Annotated in this window: 16 protein-coding genes; 3 read left to right on the top strand and 13 right to left on the bottom strand. The window is 59.1% G+C overall.

Going from position 1 to position 17562, the window contains the following annotated elements; genetic code table 11:
- Positions 1-32: 32 nt before the first annotated feature.
- On the top strand, positions 33-1028 hold the full coding sequence (locus ACW4YW_RS13450; protein ID WP_457138027.1) for a class 1 fructose-bisphosphatase: 996 nt from the start codon (positions 33-35) through the stop codon (positions 1026-1028).
- A gap of 28 nt (positions 1029-1056) precedes the next feature.
- Here the strand turns inward: ACW4YW_RS13450 and ACW4YW_RS13445 are convergent, their stop codons facing one another.
- From ACW4YW_RS13445 to panD, 4 genes are read right to left on the bottom strand one after another with little or no spacing between them, the layout of a single operon-like run.
- Positions 1057-2487, bottom strand: coding sequence for a cryptochrome/photolyase family protein (locus ACW4YW_RS13445; protein WP_457138026.1), 1431 nt, complete (start codon positions 2485-2487; stop codon positions 1057-1059).
- A 3-nt stretch (positions 2488-2490) separates the two neighbouring features.
- Positions 2491-2958, bottom strand: coding sequence for a 23S rRNA (pseudouridine(1915)-N(3))-methyltransferase RlmH (gene rlmH / locus ACW4YW_RS13440; protein ID WP_457138025.1), 468 nt, complete (start codon positions 2956-2958; stop codon positions 2491-2493).
- 9 nt (positions 2959-2967) lie between these two features.
- On the bottom strand, positions 2968-3327 hold the full coding sequence (rsfS, locus tag ACW4YW_RS13435) for a ribosome silencing factor (RefSeq protein ID WP_407995719.1): 360 nt from the start codon (positions 3325-3327) through the stop codon (positions 2968-2970).
- Positions 3327-3707: an aspartate 1-decarboxylase gene (gene panD / locus ACW4YW_RS13430; protein ID WP_309564478.1), complete on the bottom strand. Its 381-nt coding sequence runs from the start codon at positions 3705-3707 to the stop codon at positions 3327-3329. Before panD ends, rsfS begins: the two co-directional genes overlap by 1 nt.
- Before the next feature lie 93 nt (positions 3708-3800).
- On the opposite strand from panD, the gene ACW4YW_RS13425 reads away from it, so the two are divergent.
- Positions 3801-5543 (top strand): DUF4153 domain-containing protein, encoded by a 1743-nt coding sequence (locus ACW4YW_RS13425; protein WP_457138024.1) that lies wholly within the window; start codon positions 3801-3803, stop codon positions 5541-5543.
- 98 nt (positions 5544-5641) lie between these two features.
- Here the strand turns inward: ACW4YW_RS13425 and ACW4YW_RS13420 are convergent, their stop codons facing one another.
- The 3 genes from ACW4YW_RS13420 to ACW4YW_RS13410 all read right to left on the bottom strand — a co-directional run bounded on the left by ACW4YW_RS13420 (position 5642) and on the right by ACW4YW_RS13410 (position 9672).
- The gene (locus ACW4YW_RS13420) at positions 5642-8068 is read right to left on the bottom strand and encodes a TonB-dependent siderophore receptor (protein ID WP_457138023.1); all 2427 of its coding nucleotides are present in this window, start codon (positions 8066-8068) and stop codon (positions 5642-5644) included.
- A 93-nt stretch (positions 8069-8161) separates the two neighbouring features.
- Complete coding sequence (locus tag ACW4YW_RS13415; RefSeq protein ID WP_457138022.1) at positions 8162-9154, bottom strand: FecR domain-containing protein; 993 nt, start codon at positions 9152-9154, stop codon at positions 8162-8164.
- Positions 9151-9672, bottom strand: coding sequence for a sigma-70 family RNA polymerase sigma factor (locus ACW4YW_RS13410; protein ID WP_457138021.1), 522 nt, complete (start codon positions 9670-9672; stop codon positions 9151-9153). The genes ACW4YW_RS13415 and ACW4YW_RS13410 overlap by 4 nt, the downstream gene beginning before the upstream one ends.
- A gap of 171 nt (positions 9673-9843) precedes the next feature.
- Between ACW4YW_RS13410 and ypfJ the strand changes: the two genes are divergently transcribed.
- Positions 9844-10692 (top strand): KPN_02809 family neutral zinc metallopeptidase, encoded by an 849-nt coding sequence (ypfJ, locus tag ACW4YW_RS13405; protein WP_457138020.1) that lies wholly within the window; start codon positions 9844-9846, stop codon positions 10690-10692.
- A 273-nt stretch (positions 10693-10965) separates the two neighbouring features.
- Here the strand turns inward: ypfJ and ACW4YW_RS13400 are convergent, their stop codons facing one another.
- The 6 genes from ACW4YW_RS13400 to panB form a co-directional block, all read right to left on the bottom strand.
- Positions 10966-13470, bottom strand: coding sequence for a TonB-dependent siderophore receptor (locus tag ACW4YW_RS13400; RefSeq protein WP_457138019.1), 2505 nt, complete (start codon positions 13468-13470; stop codon positions 10966-10968).
- Between the two features lie 125 nt (positions 13471-13595).
- Positions 13596-14435, bottom strand: coding sequence for a FecR family protein (locus ACW4YW_RS13395; protein WP_457138018.1), 840 nt, complete (start codon positions 14433-14435; stop codon positions 13596-13598).
- Between the two features lie 6 nt (positions 14436-14441).
- A complete protein-coding gene (locus tag ACW4YW_RS13390; protein ID WP_457138017.1) occupies positions 14442-14948 on the bottom strand; it encodes a sigma-70 family RNA polymerase sigma factor in 507 nt (168 codons plus the stop codon).
- A 79-nt stretch (positions 14949-15027) separates the two neighbouring features.
- On the bottom strand, positions 15028-15810 hold the full coding sequence (locus ACW4YW_RS13385; RefSeq protein ID WP_457138016.1) for a CDP-diacylglycerol diphosphatase: 783 nt from the start codon (positions 15808-15810) through the stop codon (positions 15028-15030).
- A gap of 111 nt (positions 15811-15921) precedes the next feature.
- The gene (panC, locus tag ACW4YW_RS13380) at positions 15922-16758 is read right to left on the bottom strand and encodes a pantoate--beta-alanine ligase (RefSeq protein ID WP_457138015.1); all 837 of its coding nucleotides are present in this window, start codon (positions 16756-16758) and stop codon (positions 15922-15924) included.
- A 3-nt stretch (positions 16759-16761) separates the two neighbouring features.
- Entirely contained in the window at positions 16762-17550 is a 789-nt protein-coding gene (gene panB, locus ACW4YW_RS13375) for a 3-methyl-2-oxobutanoate hydroxymethyltransferase (protein WP_457138014.1), read from the bottom strand.
- Positions 17551-17562: the final 12 nt, after the last annotated feature.

Raw genomic sequence — 17562 nt, 5'->3', positions numbered from 1 at the left:
GTTCTGGCATCATGGAAAGGACGTGAATCATCATGCTGAAACTTTCAGATTTTCTGGCTGAGCAGGGCAGGCAATATGCCCATGCGGATAGCCTTCTATCGCTGATACGGGATATTTCAGGCGCCTGCCAGGCGGTTGCGCGCGAAATCAGCCATGGCGCGTTGCGCGGCAACATGGGGAATGCCGGCCGCGAGAACGTGCAGGGGGAAGAGCAAAAGACGCTGGACCTGATCAGCAACGACATTTTTGTCGAAATGGCGGCCCGGCAGCCGCAGGTCTGCGCCATCGCCTCCGAGGAAATGGAGCATGCGCAAGTGTTTGCCGGGAAACAGGGCGAATACCTGCTGGTGTTCGACCCCCTGGATGGCTCTTCCAACGTCAACCTCAACCTCTCCGTCGGCAGCATTTTTTCCGTATTGCCCGCGCCGGAAGGGCAAGTAGACGAGTCGTCGTTCATACAGGCCGGGACCCGGCAGCTAGCGGCCGGCTATGCGCTGTACGGCACCTCCACCATGCTGGTGCTGACTTTGGGGCATGGCGTGCATGGTTTCACCCTGGACCCCGAGCAGGGCGAGTTCTACCTGACGCATCCCGACCTGACTGTTGCCGCTGGCACCCAGGAGTTCGCGATCAATATGTCCAACCAGCGCTTCTGGCAGCCGCCGGTGCAGCGCTATATCGAGGAGTGCATTGCCGGCAGCAGCGGCCCGCGCGGCAAGGATTTCAATATGCGCTGGGTTGCCACCATGGTGGCGGAAGTGCACCGCTTGCTGGTGCGGGGCGGCGTGTTCCTCTATCCACTGGATAGCCGCGGCGTGGGGCGCGGCGGGCGCCTGAGGCTGTTGTACGAGGCCAGCCCTATGGGGTGGCTGGTGGAGCAGGCAGGCGGCCTTGCCAGCACCGGGCACAGGCGTATTTTGGAGGTCGAGCCAGGCAGCCTGCATCAGCGCGTGGCGGTCATCCTCGGAGCGAGGGAAGAGGTGGAGCGCTTGCAGGAGTACCATTCCTTCACCGACCCGACGGCATAGCCTGCCGATATCGGAGCTTCATGACCGGCTACTCCTGAGTTTCTTTGCTGCCAGCCCGTTTGTATAGCGCCAGCGCCTGCTCCCGGCGCATGGCGTGGTCTACCACGGGAGCGGGGTAGTCCTTGCCGATCACCAATCCTAGCGCCTGCCGCCGCAACGGCGGGATCAGCCACGGCGCGTGGATCTCCTTGTTGTCGCATGGCTGGAGCTTGGGCACGTATTTGCGGATGAATCTGCCCTCCGGGTCGAATTTTTCCGATTGCGTCACCGGGTTGAAGATGCGGAACCACGGCTGCGCGTCGCAGCCGGTCGAGGCCGCCCATTGCCAGCCGCCGTTGTTCGCGGCGAGGTCGAAGTCGATCAGTTTCTCCGCGAAGTAGCGTTCGCCCCAGCGCCAGTCGATCAGCAAGTCCTTGACCAGGAAGCTCGCCGCGACCATGCGCAAGCGGTTGTGCATGTAGCCGGTCTGGTTGATCTGGCGCATAGCGGCGTCGACCAGCGGATAGCCAGTACGCCCTTCGCACCAAGCCTGGAACAGGCGTTCATCATTGGGAAACGGGATATGCTCGAATTCCTGCCTGAAGCTATGCCCTGCGGCTATCTGCGGGTGATGGTACAGGACCTGGAAATAGAAATCGCGCCACAGCAGTTCGTTGAGCCAGGTTTCCGCGCCCGCGCCGCCTTGCTGCCACGCCGTCCTTGCCAAATGGCGGATGGAGACGGTGCCGAAGCGCAGGTGCACCGAAAGGTAGGAAGGGCCTTTCAATGCGGGGAAGTCGCGCGCATCGCGGTAGCGCGGCATGCGCTCGCTGAAATCCTCGAACAAGGCCATGCCGCCCGACATGCCGGTAGGCAGCTTAAGCTGCTTGAGGTTGCTGCGCGCAAAGCCTAGCGACTCCAGGGACGGCATCGGCTGCGGTGCGGATGGCGCCAGCTGGCGCATGTAGCGGTCCACCGGGTAGGCCTTGAGGTAGAAATCGTCCAATTTCCTCAGGCAGGCGTTCTTGTAAGGCGTGAAGACGCTGAACGGGGTGCCCGACTTGGTCATGATTTCGTCGCGCTCGAAGACCACCTGGTCCTTGAAGCTCTTGAACGCGATGCCTTGCGCCACCAGCCGCTGCCTGACGGTGTCGTCCCTTTTCACCGCTGCCGGTTCGTAATCGCGGTTGCAGTAGACGCATTCCGCGCCCAATGCGCTTGCGAGCGCGGGGATTTCGTCAATCGCCTTGCCGTGGCGCACCAGCAGGTCGCCGCCGCGTTCCTGCAGGGCAAGCTTGAGTTCATGCACGCTTTCCCAGATGAATTCCACCCGGCGGTCTTCCTCGGGTAGGCCATCGAGGATATCGGTGTCGAAGACGAAGGCGCACACGACCTGGTCGGAATCCTTCAGGGCATGGTAGAGCGCGGCATGGTCGTAGTCGCGCAGGTCGCGGCGGAACCACACCAGGGATTTGGTCATGGGTTATTCGCGGTGGTAAGGATGATTGTTGATGACACTTAATCCGCGATAGAGTTGCTCACTCAGCATCACGCGTACCATGCCGTGCGGCATGGTGAGTTTGGACAGGCTCCACAGCCAGTCGGCTTTGCGCTTCAGGCTCTCATGTAAACCGTCGGCCCCGCCGATCACCAGGCTCACATCGCGGCCGCTTTCCATCCACAGACGCATCTTGTCTGCCAATTGCAGGGTAGTGACTTCCTGGCCTCGCTCGTCCAGAGCGACGAGGTAATCGCGGCCTGCAGCTTCGAGGATACGCTTGGCCTCGGCTTCCTGCACGGTTTCGGAGTTCTTGCCCGAGGCGCGCTTGTCGGGCTTGATTTCGACGATTTCCACGCTCATCTCGCGCGGCATGCGCTTGGTGTATTCGGTGCATGCGGATTGCACCCAGTCAGGCATTTTATGGCCGACAGAAATGATCCGCAGCTTCAAGGCGGGAGGTTACTCTGCGGCTTTGATGTGGCCGCGGCGGTTTTCGGCCTCGCCCCAGAGTTGCTCGAGGTTGTAGTAGGCGCGGGTGGCCGGCACCATGACATGCACGACGATGTCGCCCAGGTCGACCAGCACCCATTCGCCTTCCTTCTCGCCCTCGGTGCCCTGGATGTTGGCGCCTTTTTCCTTGAGCTTCTCGCGGACGTTGTCGGCAATGGCCTTGGCCTGGCGCGTGGAGTTCGCGCTGGCGACGATCATGTAGCTTGTCAGGGAGGTGAGCTTGCTCACGTCCATCACTGTGATGTCAAAGGCTTTGATGTCTTCCAGCGCGTCGACGACGGCCAGCTTCATTTGTTCTAGATCTAGCATTAGGCAGCTTGTACGGGGATATGCTGGCGTTGGTTCTTGATGCGGTTCTCGGCATCGACATACACCAGCTGGGGTTTGAATTGGGCCAGTTCTGCTTCAGTATAGCTGGCGTAGGTGGCAATGATCAGCAGGTCGCCAGGGCTGGCCTTGCGTGCGGCAGCACCGTTCACCGAGATGATGCCGGAGTTGCGCTCGGCACGGATCGCGTAGGTGGTGAAGCGCTCGCCGTTGTTGACATTATAGATGTCGATCTGCTGATATTCCCTGATGTCGGCTGCTTCGAGCAACGTTTCATCGATGGCGCAGGAGCCCTCATAGTCCAGCTCCGAGTGCGTCACGCGCACGCGGTGCAGCTTGGATTTGAGCATAGTTCTTTGCATGGCCAACCAATGTGAAAAAACAAGACCGGCTATTATAGTGTAAACAACACGCTGAATAAATGAAGATTTATTGCTGAGGGAGAGATTGTCGTCATGAATAGACAGGAACGTAGCTGGATCATCGCCTGGGCGACCTTGCAGGGGGTAGGCCTGTGGCTGCTGCACGAGTGGCTGATCAGGCTGGCTGACAAGGGCCAGCATTTGAGCGTGATCTGGCCATTGTATGCATTCATCTTGACGCTGCCGTTGAGCCAGATGATGCTCTCCGCGCACCGCCATAAGCCGGCATTGTGGTGGATGTCCGCGGGCTTTTCCCTGGTGATGTCCGCTGCTGCGGCCTACATGGGCTACCAGGCATGGGTGGTCGGCCTGTCGGTTGGCAGCGTCGAACTGAGCGGCTTCTCGCTTGGCGCCATGGCGTTGACCAGTTGGTTTGTCCTGTTGCCGTTCGCCGAGCACAAGCTGGTCACTCATCGCTGGTTCAGCGATTATTCGCTGCTGTTTTCCGCCGCTTGGCGCAACCTGGTGAAGCTGGTGCTGGCGGCATTGTTCACCGGGCTGCTGTGGATATTGCTGTTCCTGCTGGCCGGGTTGTTCAAGGTCCTCAACATCGGTTTCCTCACGGACCTCTTCACCAGCCGCATATTCGCCTATCCCGTCACGGCGATCGCCTTCGGCATCGGCATCTCCCTCTATGCCGCGAAAGAGGAGGCATTGGTGGGCATCTACCGCGCCAGCCTGAACATCCTGGGCTGGCTGCTGCCCGTGGTGAGCCTCATCCTCATCCTGTTCCTGCTGGCATTGCCGTTCCAGGGCCTGGCCCTGCTCTGGAAGACTGGCTACGCCACCAGCCTGATGCTGTGCCTGCTGGCATGGACCGTGTTCCTGTTCAACGCCGCCTGGCAGGACGCCTCGGGCGAGCAGCGCTTTCCCCGCTGGCTGCTGCGCTTCATCAGCCTCGGCCTGCTGGCGATGCCGGTTTATATCGCCCTCTGCGCCTATTCGCTCGGCCTGCGCGTCGCGCAATATGGCTGGAGTGTGGACAGGATATGGGCGGTACTGGCCATCGTCACCATGGCGATCTACGCCTTGGGCTATGCGTTCGCGGTGCTCAGGCGCAACGCCGTCTGGATGCTGGAAGCAAGGCAGGTCAATATTGCCGCGGCGCTGTTCACGGTGGCATTGCTGATACTGACCATGACGCCGGTGCTCGACCCGGCCAGGGTGGCGGTGAGCAGCCAGGTTGCCAGGCTGCTGGACGGCCGCACGCCGGTCAATGACTTTGATTTCGAGTATCTGCGGCTGCAAGGCGGGCGCTACGGCAACCAGCGCCTGCAGGATCTCGCCCGCAATACCGCGCATGAACATGCGGAATTGATCCGGCAGAAGGCCGCGGATGCGCTGAAGGTGACGCATCGCACGTTCAAGCCCAAGGGCCCGGAACCGCTGACGCGCGAGCAATTGCGCGAGCGCTTGACGCCTTATCCGCACGATGCCGGGCTTGATCCGGCATTCCTGGATTTCCTGCTCGCGCGATACAATGCCGGCGATATTTACCTCAATTGCCGTGCCGACAAGCCTTGCCCGGTATTGACGCTGGACCTGAACGGCGATGGCGGGCGGGAGCTGGTGCTGCTGGACGGCTACGGCAGCCGCATCTTTTCCCAGGAGCAGGGCGTATGGAAAGTGGCCGGCCGGCTGGCAGGCAAGGACATGGGTGCGCTGGGCTCCGCCAAGATGCAGCGCGAACTGGATGCGCTGGATTTCTCCGCCAAGCCCAACGCCTGGCGCGAGCTGTGGATAGGGAACATGAAATACCAGGTGGAGGAGCAGTAGGCAGCAGCATGCGCTGCTGCACTTTGATTTCTGGCGCAGAAGGTAGGGGATTGGCTTCCCGGATGTGAGTGTCCGGGAAGTCCATCGTTACCAACGCGCTACCAGCGATAGGTGGCGCTCAGCGTGACGCGGCGGGGCTCGCCGTAATAGCAACTGCCGAAATTGCAATTGGGGACATATTCCTTGTCCGTTAGGTTGCGCAGGTTGAGCGCCAGGTTCCAGTGCTGCAGGTCGTAGCCGAGCAAGGCGTCGAACAGGGTGTAAGACGGCACTTTTTCCGAGGCGCTGTCGTAGTTGCCGCGTGTGGAGCCGTTGTAACGCGCACCCAACCCGACCTTGATGCCGTTGCTGAAGCGGTAATCGCTCCAGAGCGACAAGGCATGCTCGGGCGTGGCGATGGCAGGCGTGCCGATCTGGCTCGCATCGCTGCTGGCGGTGACCTCGACTTTCGGCGTATAGGTATAGGCGGCGGTCAGGTTCATGCCGGGGATGGGCTGGGTGAGTGCTTCCAGTTCCAGGCCGCGCACGTTGATTTCCCCGGTTTGCCTGGGTTGCGACGTTGCAGGGTCGTAGCTGATGAAGTTCCTGCGTTTCAGGTCAAACACCGCGGCGCTGTAGCTGTCCTTCCTTCCGGGCGGTTGGTAACGCAGGCCGACTTCGTATTGCCGCCCGGTTTCTGGCTCGAAGCTCTTGAGGGTCCGCGGGTCAATGGTGGCGGTCGGCACAAAGGATTCCGAATAGCTGAAATAAGGAGCCAGGCCGTTGTCGGCGACGTATATCAACCCGGCACGGCCGCTGAACTTGTGGTCGGTGAATTGCTGTGAGCCTCCGCTGATGTGCTCCTCCTGCTTGATGCTGGCACGGTCATAGCGGCCTCCCAGCGTGGCGATCCAGCGATCATTCCATTTGACCTGGTCCTGGAGGTAGAAGCCGGTCTGAGCCAGCTTGACGCGGACGTCCTGGGCGGCAGTCCCCACGCTGATCGCTTGCGCATGGTTCGGTGCCCACAGGTCCAGTTCCGGCGCGTCGTCCCAATAGGACTGGTAGCTGTCGCGTATGTGCTGGTAATCCAGGCCGAATAACACCGTATGGTGCGCATTGCCCAACTGGAAGCGTGATTCCGCCTGGTTGTCGATAGTGAAGGACTTCACCTTTTCCGGGCTACCCGTCATGCTGCGCGTGAGGTAGCGGTAGTTTTCCGGATCGGCCGGATTGGTCGCGTTGACGGTGCGATAGCTATTGGCATAGATCTGCCAGTAGTCCAGGTCGATCTCGCTATAGCGGGCATTCTGGCGCAGAGTCCAGGTGTCGTTGAAACGGTGCTCCAGCAAGTAGCCGACATACCATTGTTTCTGCTCGAAGCGGTTGAATTTCTTGTCGCCCGCAAAGGTGTCGTAGGCAAGACGGCCTCCTGCCGGCGTCCGCAGCAGGGTGCCTAGTTCAGGCAGGCCGCCGGTAAATACCCCGGAATCGGTACGCATATATTGCGACATCAGGGTGAGCGTGGTGTTGTCCGACGGCTTGATGGTCAGCGATGGCGCGATGAAAATACGGTCGTCCTCCATGTGCTGGCGCGGGAGCTCCGCATCGCGCACTAGGCCTGTGACGCGGTAAAGGACAGACCCGTCCTCGTTCAATGCGCCTGAGAAATCCCCCGCGACCTGCCGGCGGGCATAGTTGCCCAGCTGTACCTGGATTTCCTTGACCGGTGTCGCGGTCGGTCGCTTGCTGACGACATTGACCATGCCGCCTGCCGAGTTCTGTCCATAGAGGACGGATGCCGGGCCGCGCAGGATTTCCAGGCGCTCGTTGCCGTAGTTTTCTATTTGCCAGAGCGCGAAATTGCCCGCATTGCGCCATTGCAGGCCATCCTGGTAGAACCCGGGCGAATAGGCATCCACGCCCCGAAGCGCGATCCAGTCGTAGCGCGAGTCCGGGCCGTACGGGGCAATGTTGACGCCAGGCGTGTAGCCCATGCCTTCGCGCAGGGTTTGCGCGCCTATCGCCTGGATGAAATCCTTGGTGACGACGGAAATCGATTGCGGCGTTTCAATCAGTGCGGTATCGGTCTTGGTGCCGGTGCCGCTGCGCTTGGCAATATAGCCGTCTACCTCTCCCCAGGCGTTTTCATGCTGTGTCGCGGTGGAGACTTTCACTTCCGGCAGCACGTCGCCCTTGGCGGGAGTGGCCGTGACGGAATAGCGCTTTTCCCCGAGACGCTGCAGGTGCAGGCCCGAGCCTTTTAATAAAGCCTCCAGCCCGGCTTCTACACTGTACCGCCCGTTCAGCCCGGCGCTGGCCTTGCCGTCGGCCAGCGCGGCGTCCGCCGAGAGCAGGATGCCTGCCTCGGCCGCAAAGCGGCTTAGCGCCTGGCTCAACGGGCCGGCCGGGATATGGTATTCGTGTAGCGCCGCATTGGGCTCTGCCGCGAAGGCCGGCATGGCTGGAACGCCGCCGATGGAAACGGCGAGGATGGCTGCGCGCAGGTGTTGCCTGAGCGGTTTGATCGAGATCTGATGATGCATTGAGGTTCCCTGATGAAGAAGTTGGAATTAAAGCGCTTCATCCCTAAACCGAAGCAAACGTGGAAAAGGGAACCTCGGGGATGAAATTTTTTCCTAGCGTGCGGACACCAGCGCCATCTCGCCCGGTGCGGTGCGCTCAAGCCTCACCGGCAGGGTGTCGGTGATCGCGTGGAGCACTTGCGGCACGTCATTGAATGGATAGGCGCCCATCAGCCGCAGGTGAGCCACTTCGGCTGCGACGCTGAGCTTGCCGGGGTAATAGTCGCCGAGTTCGGCGATGAAGTCGTCCAGCCTGCGGTTGTCGGCGATGAGGATGCCGCGCGTCCAGGCTTCGCGCGCAGGCGAGGCCGGTTCGGGATGGGCGATGCGCCGTGCGTCGAAGCGCGTCTGCCAGCCAGCCTCAATGACGACGGGCTTGCCGTGCTGGCGGGTGATCGCCACGGCACCCTGGTAGACGGCGAGCAAGGTATCGTCCGCCTGCTGTTGTACCGTAAAGCGGGTGCCCAGCGCGGTGAGGCGGCCGTGCCGGCTGTCCACGACGAGCGGGCGGGCCGGTTCCTGGCTGTCCGGCGCGGATTGCACGAGGACTTCCCCCGCGAGCAGGGTGATGCGGCGCAGGCTGAAGCCGTATTCCACCTTGGCCTGGGTGCGGGTGTTGAGCCAGAGCTTGCCGCCGTCGGCAAGCGCCACCATGCCGGTCTTGCCTGCGATCGTGCGGTGGGTTTCGGCACGCGCGGTCAGGGTGGTGGCCCAATCCTGCCATGGGGCGTAGCGCTTGATCAGCATGCCCCCGACAAACGCCATGCCGCCGATGCCGAGCAGCTTGAGCGCTTGTCGCCTTGTCCGCGGCTGGTTCAGCGCGTTGTGCGAAGCCTGCTTGTCCGCAATATTGGACAATTGCTCGAAAGGCGTATGGATCGCCTCGACTTCCTGCCAGGCCTGCCGGTGCAAGGGGCTGGCATCCAGCCAGGCTTGCCACGCGGTGCGGTCTTGCGCGTGCGCATGTTCGTCGCGCAACACGGCAAACCATTCCGCCGCCTGCTGCAGGGCGACGAGGTCGCCTTCGTTATTGCCGGGCTTGCTCATGCGCGTGCTTCGTTGAGTTCGCGCCGCAGCAGCAGGCAATGCATCATGGCGGCGGCCATGTATTTTTTCACCATGCGTTCCGAGACGTCTAGCTGTGTCGCGATTTCACGGTAAGTCAGCCCGTCGATCTGGGCAAGTAGGAACGCCTGCCTGGCCTTGGGGTTGAGGCGGTTCAGCATGGCGTCGATCTCCAGCAGGGTCTCGACGATCATGTGCTGCAGCTCCTGCGAGCCTGCTGTGTGCGGTTCATGGTGTTGCAGGGCTTGCAGGTAGTGCCGCTCCAGCTCCTGGCGGCGCCATTGGTCGACCAGCAGCCCCTTGGCGATGCGCACCAGGTAAGCGCGCGGCGTAGCCAGTCCTTGCAGCGCTTCATGCTTCAACAGCAGCCGTAGGAATGCATCCTGGGCGATATCCGCAGCATTGTGCGGGCAGCCGAGTTTCTTGTGCAGCCAGTTGGACAACCAGCCGTGATGGGCGGAATACAAATCGGTGATGGATGAGTCTGGAATAACGGACATGGGCGTCAGGCCGGAATGATGTGATAACGATTCTCATTTTAGTGGGATTCAGGGGCATTCCACAATGACAATATGATTTGCTGCCGACAGGCCGGCCAAGTGCTACTCTATCGTTGTAAAAATGCTAGATTGCGGCAATGCCAGTCGCAGGCATTCAACGGGAGATCGGACATGAAGTGGGATGGATTAAGGCGTTCAGGCAATGTGGAAGACAGGCGCGGGCGCAGCGGCAGGGGTGGCCTTGGCCTGGGCGCCGTGGCCGTGGCGCTGGTGGCGGGCTGGATATTCGGCGTGAACCCGCTGACCATCCTCGGCCTGCTCGATGGCGCCAATGCGCCGGCAACACAACAACAAGGCGCGGCGCCGCCCGCGAACGACAAGCAGGCCATGTTCGTTTCCGCGGTGCTGGCGAACACCGAGGACGTATGGGGCAAGCTTTTCAGCGAGGCGGGCCGCACCTACCAGGAACCCAGGCTGGTGCTGTTCGGCGGCAGCACCAACACTACGCAGACCGGTTGCGGCGTGGGGCAGAGCGCCATGGGGCCGTTCTATTGCTCCCTCGACCGCACCGTCTATATCGACCTCGGCTTCTATGACACGCTGGAAAGGCAGCTCGGCGCGCCGGGCGAGTTCGCGCGTGCTTACGTGATCGCCCACGAGGTCGGGCACCACGTGCAGAACCTGCTTGGCGTGCTGCCGAAGGTGGATCAACTGCGCTCCCGCGCGAGCGAGGCGGAAGCCAACCAGCTTTCCGTGCTGCAGGAACTGCAGGCCGATTGCCTGGCAGGGGTGTGGGCGTACCATGCCGATGCGCAGTACCGCATCGTGGAAGCCGGGGATATCGAATCCGCGTTGAATGCGGCTTCGCAGATCGGCGACGACAACCTGCAAAAGCGCGGGCAGGGCTACGTGGTGCCGGAAAGCTTCACCCACGGCAGCAGCGCCCAGCGCATGCAATGGTTTAATACCGGCTACAAGAGCGGCAAGGTGGAAGCCTGCGATACTTTCAGCAAGGGATGATATAAAAAGCCGGCAGATGCCGACTTTTTCTTTTTGACAAGTCGCTCAACGTCCAGGCGCGGGCCTGTCGCCGCCCTGTCCTCATTCAGAGTTGCCAGGGCCTCCGCCATGGCCGCCATGCGGGCCGAAACCACAGCAGCCGCCCAGCAGCAAGACGGAAATGACGATCAACAGAAAGCTTTTGCGTAACATGCTCGTTCCTTTAATGCGATTGCGGTACACCAAATTGTAGAGGCTTGGATGAGTCTTGGTTGTTAATCCAGGTAAATTGCTCTAGAAGGTTCCGCGCAGTGTCAGCATCATGCTGCGTGGCGCACCATAAAAATTATTGCCATTCGTGTCATACACTGTTTGGTGGTAGCGTTTGTCGAAGGCATTGTTAATATTTAATGCCGCATTCCAATGATTATTGAGCTTATATTCAGCAAATGCATTCCAGATGGCTCTGCCTGATGCCATGAAGTCATAGGGGACTGTTGGCCCATCAAAGGCGCCTGTGCCTGATAGTCCGCCTGTAGGATTCCAGGTATTCACTGAACCACTACGATATGAACTAGATTGCGCTTGAACGCCACCTCCCACGCGAAGTGCGGATAGAGAGCCACTTAACTGATAGCTACTCCACAATTTCAACATGTGTTTCGGTGTGTAGCTGGCATATCGATTACCAGCATCAGTTCCATATTCTGTTGTATTGTCATCGTAAGTATACCCAGCATTGATCTGCCAGTTAGGAGTCAATACACCACTCAACTCAAGCTCTAGGCCTTGAGATAAAAACTTGCCATCTCCGGCGTAGCAGCAGTTGCGACCTGGAAGAGAAAAGCTGGGATCGCCATTAAGATAGACTGCGTAATTCCTTCTAAGACTGCGATAGATAGCAACACTGGAATTCAGGCGTCCATTAAAGTGCTCTCCCTTGAGTCCAATTTCCCAACTGCGTCCAGTGGTAGGATCCAGCGCCTGTTGTGAGGCATTAAAGTATCGACTTTGATCTTCATAGCTTTCTGTCATTGAAATATAACTGGTCCACTCCGTTGTTAAATTCCACATTAGTGCGTAATAAGGTGTGAAAATCCCGCTCGTGTCCTGAACCTTGTTATAAGCAGCTCGATGAGTTAAGTCATAATTGAAGCCATTACTCCAAGCTTTAAAGCTTGCATAGCGGCCACCCAATATAAGTTTGATATCTTTGATTAGTTCAAATTGTCCGTATGCATACAATCCAGATTGCTGGTATTTGCTTGCGTTTTCCCAGAAAGGTACATAGTTGTAAGACACTATATTGTCTTCATCAAAATCTGAATAACTTATATCCTGTGTGACAGTAATCCCTGTAGGCGCTGTATAAACCAAGCTGTGTTGTTTCGCTTTGCTTTGATCAAAACCAACGGCAAGCTTATGTTGACGTTCGAAGAGTGAGAATGTGCCAGTCAGGTTAATATCAAACGCTTGAACCTTACTTTTCCAGGAAACATGACCTGATGAGGCTTTGCTTAACAGTGTGCTGGGGTCGACTGCGCCATTGTAATAAGGAACCCAGCTTTCCCCATCGTTCTTAGTATCAGAAATGCCTGCTTTAAATTTCCAGTCATCTCCTAATTTTTGTTCTATCGTTGCGAAATAGTTTTCAGTGTCTAGGTCGCGTTTTGCCCAGCTGGGATAGCCTGTGCTACGGCTTATTTTCAATGCATCACCGTTGGTGTAGCGTGGAAATCCAGGAGGTAAATCTGGGGCGCCATGCGAGGTATCCTTGCTAGCGCCAATGCTGAGCAAAGTGTTGGGGGTTAAATCGGCATCAATAATGCCGTAGACCATAGTTTTGCGACTATTGGCGCTCTCATAGAAATGATCACTTGTATTGCGTGCTGCTACGAGGCGCCCACGAATATTTCCTGTCTCGGTCAATGGGCTACTCAAGTCGAATTCCCCCGCATAGTTATTCCAGGAGCCGCCTGATAGCGCGGTCTTGATCTGCAGCTCCTGTGTGGGGTGTTTACGAATCAGATTGATGCTGCCGGAAGGCTGTCCATTGCCGGAAAACAAGGCATCGGGACCTCTCAGTAATTGCACGCTGTCATACTTAGCCATCCCTGTATTGGTGCCACCTCCACGCGCATCACTGTCCGTCATGCTGCGAGTAGAGATGCTCAGCCCATCAGCCATTATGTTATCCAAGCGGTTGCCGCGCGAGAAGAACTGGTTTTCCTCTCGATTTAATGTGCCGACTGAGCTGGTGACACCGGGTAATTGGGATATAGCATCATAGAAATTCAGCATACGCTGGTCATCCAATTGCTGCCGAGTGATCACTGAAATTGATCGCGGAGTTTCCCTGAGAGACTCTCCCATTTTGCCACCTACTGTGGCCTGCTGTACGGTGTATAAGCCAGTATTTTCTGTCAGGTTATTATTAGTATTATCTCTGCTTGCTGTTACATTGACCTCGGGTAAGCGAGAGTCTTTCTGTGGTTCGGCTGTGATGATGAAGCTGTTGCCGCCCTTGTCCTGAATGGTCAAGCCGGAGCCGGCCAGCAGTTTTTCCAGCGCTTCGCGCGCTGTGTATTGGCCCTTGAGGGCCGGGCTGCTCTTGCCGCTGGCCAGGCTGCTGGCGAGCAGCACCTGCACGTCGGCTTGCTTGGCGATGCGGTTGACGGCCTGTTCCAGCGGCTCTGCCGGGATATCGAACGTCAGCTTGCCGGTGTCGGCATGGATGGATGCGGCAAATAACAAGCTGATGGCAATGGCGGCCTGCTTGAGTGCGTAGTGATGTGACACGGTAAAACTCCCCTTCTGTAAACGATTCTAATGACCTACAGGGAGTTAGCCGTTTGGCAGGAGGTTTGCCCCAACCTGGGAATGAGAATTTTTTTGATTATTTTTTCTTTGAGTGATTTGACTGCTTATTTTTTGCTAATCAGCAGGCTGCCGTCTTCCTGTTCTTCTACGTTGACCGGCAAGATATCCGGCAGCAATTGCAACAGCTTGTCTGTATTGTCGATGGCGAACACGCCGGAGAACCTCAAATTGCCTAGCGCCGGCGCTTGAAGATGGATGGGCCCACGGCGGTAGCGCTGGATTTCGGCGATGGCCTGGCTGAGCGGTGTCTGCTCGAATACCAGCTTGCCTTCGCGCCAGGCGAGGCTGCTGGCGGGGTTGACGTCGCGCGCCGGCTGCAATGTGCCGTCCGCCGATATGGTGGCCTGCTGGTTGGCGGTGAGCATGGTGCGCATATGGCCGCTGGCCGCCTTGCTGGTGACCTGCACCTTGCCTTCTTCCACCGTCACCGTCACATGGTCTTGCTGACGGTAGACGTCGAACACGGTGCCGACCACCCTGATGTCCGCCTTGCCCGCCGCCACGGTGAATGGACGGTAGGCGGCCTTTGTGACGGAGAACAGCGCCTGGCCTTGGTGCAATGCCACGCGGCGCGAGCGCAGGTGCCAGGAAACCTCAAGTTGCGTATCGGTATTGAGCGTGAGCTTGCTGCCGTCCGCCAGTGTAATGTCGGCGCGCTGCCCGATGACAGTGGCGTGCTGTTCGCTCCTGTAGGCCGGGTCCAGCCAGAGTAGGCCTGCCGCGATCATCGCGAGCAGCAGCTTTGCGTTCGCGGCGGTTTTCTTCTTGCGCGGCTTCTTGATTTCCGGCAGCGGGAAAAGCTCTTTCAATGTGTCGCGGTGCTGCGCCAGTGCGTCTTCTGCACTGTGTTGTTCTTTGCCGGGCAGTGGATTTTGCTGCGACATAGCTGCTCAATCGCGTCCGAGTTGTTTTTTGCAGGCAGCCAGCCCCAGGCGGGTATGGCGCTCCACCATCTTGACGGAAATGCCGAGTTGCGCGGCCACCTCGGATTGGGGCAAGCCATGAACCTTGTGCATGATGAACACTTGCTTGCAGCGCGGCGGCAGTTGTTCGATGGCTTGCGCCAGCAGCTGCACCTCGCGCTGGGCATCCAGCGCGGCAGCATGGTCGGGAACGCTGGCCGTATCCGGCAGCTCGGCCATGGATTCGATCAAGCGGGTGCGCACGCTTTCGGAACGGCATTCATTCACCGCCATGTTGTGAGAGATGCGCTTGAGCAGGGCAATCGGCTGCCTGGCCTCGATTGCGGGCTTTTCCATGATATGTACGCAGACATCGTGCACGATTTCGCGCGCAAACCCGCGGTCGCCGAAGCGGCGGCGGATATAGTCCACCAGCTCGTCGTAATGTCGGGTGAGCGAGGCCAGCAGGGTTGGGCGGGGAGTATCTTGCAGCACGCTTGGCAGTTGCGGAAGGGTTCAAGTAAAGGCTAATTATAAATAATAATGCTTCTTAATTGTGACTTTCCGCGGAGTGTCAATGGAAAAGCTGTGGGCATTGATGATCCTGGATTTCCTCCATCGATGTATGAGGCAGCCAGCCGGATTGCTTGCTGGCCAGCAGCACGAGATTGCCGTTTTGCAGGGAGGCCAGCCCGAGGCCGAATTCGCCCATATGGTCGCGCGCTTGCGGCAGGCCGTTTGCAAGCAGCAGGAAGGGGCTGTAGTGCGCGAGTTCATCCAGGTTTAGGCTGCGTGCCCAGTACTGGTGGGCGTTCATCCCGTTCGATATGGGTTGCCATTCGGGCCCCAGCGTGGCGGCCAGTGAATCCAGCTGGTTTCTGACTACAGGTTTCAGGCAGGAGATGTGGATATGCAGCTGGTTTTGCGTGCGCGCTCGCTGGGCATTGACGGTGAGTGAAAGCATTTCGGCAGGAATGGTGTGCCCGTAAAGCGCTTCCAGCCAGCGGCGCTCCTGCCAGGCATGCGCAAAAAAGTTGCTGGTGGATGGATTGAGCAAATCAGTAGATTCCATGCCGCTGATCTTTTCAGTGGGAATCAGCAGGTATTGCAACGGGCCTACCCTGTCCTTGAATATCACGTATTGATCGTCCAGGTTGACCCTGGCGCATGGCGCGGGCGTGTTTTCTGCCAACTGGCGCGGCACGCATTGCTCGTGCGTGATGCGCCACAAGGCATCTGCCGAATGGATGCGGTGGGCCGCGGTCAAGGATGTCGCTGCTGTGCTGTGGCATCCTGCTATGTGGATGGCTAGCGCTATGAGGCCGGTGCAGTTGAGTAGACGGGTGCAAATTGACATGGTTAATTTCATGTTCATGGCCGCGGTATGGGTGAAGCCAATAGAACAAGATAGCCAACGATTAAGGCGGCAGCATGACGCTGTGGCCGTGCCCTATGAGCAGGATTTATTTCAAACGGAAAATTCGATGTTGTCGATCAGCCGGGTGTTGCCCTGCCGCGCCGCGGCAAGCGCCACGAGGTCGCGGTCGTCCGGGCTGGCCGGCATGAGCGTGGCGGCGGAGCGGATGGAGACGTAATCGACGATCCAGCCCAGCTGGGTGAGGTATTGGCTGCTTTGCGTCTCGATCGCGGCATAGTCGCGGTTGCCTTTTTGCACATTGTCGACGATCAGCTTCAAGGTGCGGTAAAGCCGCTGCGCTTCCAGTTTCTGCCCGTCGTTCAGGTAACCGTTGCGGGAGCTCAGGGCCAGGCCGTTGTGCTCCCGCTGGGTCTCGCCCGCGACGATCTCGATCGGCAGGTTGAACTGGCGCACCAGCTCGCGAATGATGAACAGTTGCTGGAAATCCTTTTTGCCGAACACGGCAATCTGCGGCTGCACGATGCTGAACAGTTTCATCACCACGGTGGCGACGCCGTCGAAGTGGCCGGGCCGTGCGGCGCCGCATAGTTCGTTCGCAATCGGCGGCGGGGTGATGCGCATGGTTTGCTCGGTGGGGTACATTTCCTCTACCGAGGGCGTGAACACGATGTCCGCGCCGGCCGCCTGCAGTTTTTCGCAATCTTCCGCCAATGTGCGTGGGTAACTCGCCAGGTCCTCGTTAGCGCCGAATTGCAATGGATTGACGAAAATGCTCGCCACCACGCATTCGGCGCGCTGCCGCGCAAGCTCCACCAGGTGGATATGCCCGGCATGCAGGTTGCCCATGGTCGGGACGAAGGCGATGCTGTGCTCCTGCGCCAGGCGGGCGCGCAGGTTTGCAATCTCGGGAATCACCTGTAGCGCCATGGTTTACTCGAAGCTGTGTTCCGCGTCGGGGAAGGTTTGCGCCTTCACGGCGGCGACATAGTCGCTGATCGCCTGTTCTATGCTGCCGGCGCCCTGCATGAAGTTACGCACGAAGCGTGGCGACTTGCCCGCGTAAATCCCCAGCATGTCCTGCAACACCAGCACCTGGCCGTCGCAGTATTTGCCGGCGCCAATGCCGATCACGGGAATCTGCACAGCCTGGCTCACCGCGGCTGCAAGCGCTGCGGGCACCATTTCCAGCACCAGCATGCCCGCCCCGGCGGCGGCCAGCGCCTTGGCATCCTCGAGCAGTTGGCGTGCAGCGGCTTCATCGCGAGCTTGTACGCGGTAGCCGCCAAACTGGTGCACTGACTGCGGGGTCAAGCCGAGATGGCCGCAGACGGGGATGCCGCGCTCTACCAGGAAGCGCACGGTTTCCAGCATGATGGCGCCGCCCTCGACCTTGACCATTTGCGCGCCCGCCGCCATCAGCAGGGCGGCATTCTCGAAGGCCTGTTCAGGGTTTTTCTGGAAGCTGCCGAACGGCATATCGGTGACGACGAAGGCGTTCTGCACGCCGTTGGCGACGCATCGCGTATGGTATTCCATGTCGCGCAACGAAACTGGCAAGGTGCTAGCATGGCCTTGAATGGTCATGCCCAGCGAGTCGCCGACCAGCAGCACTTCAACGCCTGCCTTGTCGCTGAGCGCCGCGAAGCTGACGTCGTAGCTGGTCAGCACGGCAATTTTCTCGCCGCGCGCTTTCATCTGTTGCAATGCCAGGAGGTTCATGCCGAACAGGCT

It is taken from the genome of Methylobacillus pratensis, from assembly GCF_054072455.1.
The sequence above is the reverse complement of the archived record's forward strand: the minus strand, read 5'-3'. Positions and strand labels throughout refer to the sequence as shown.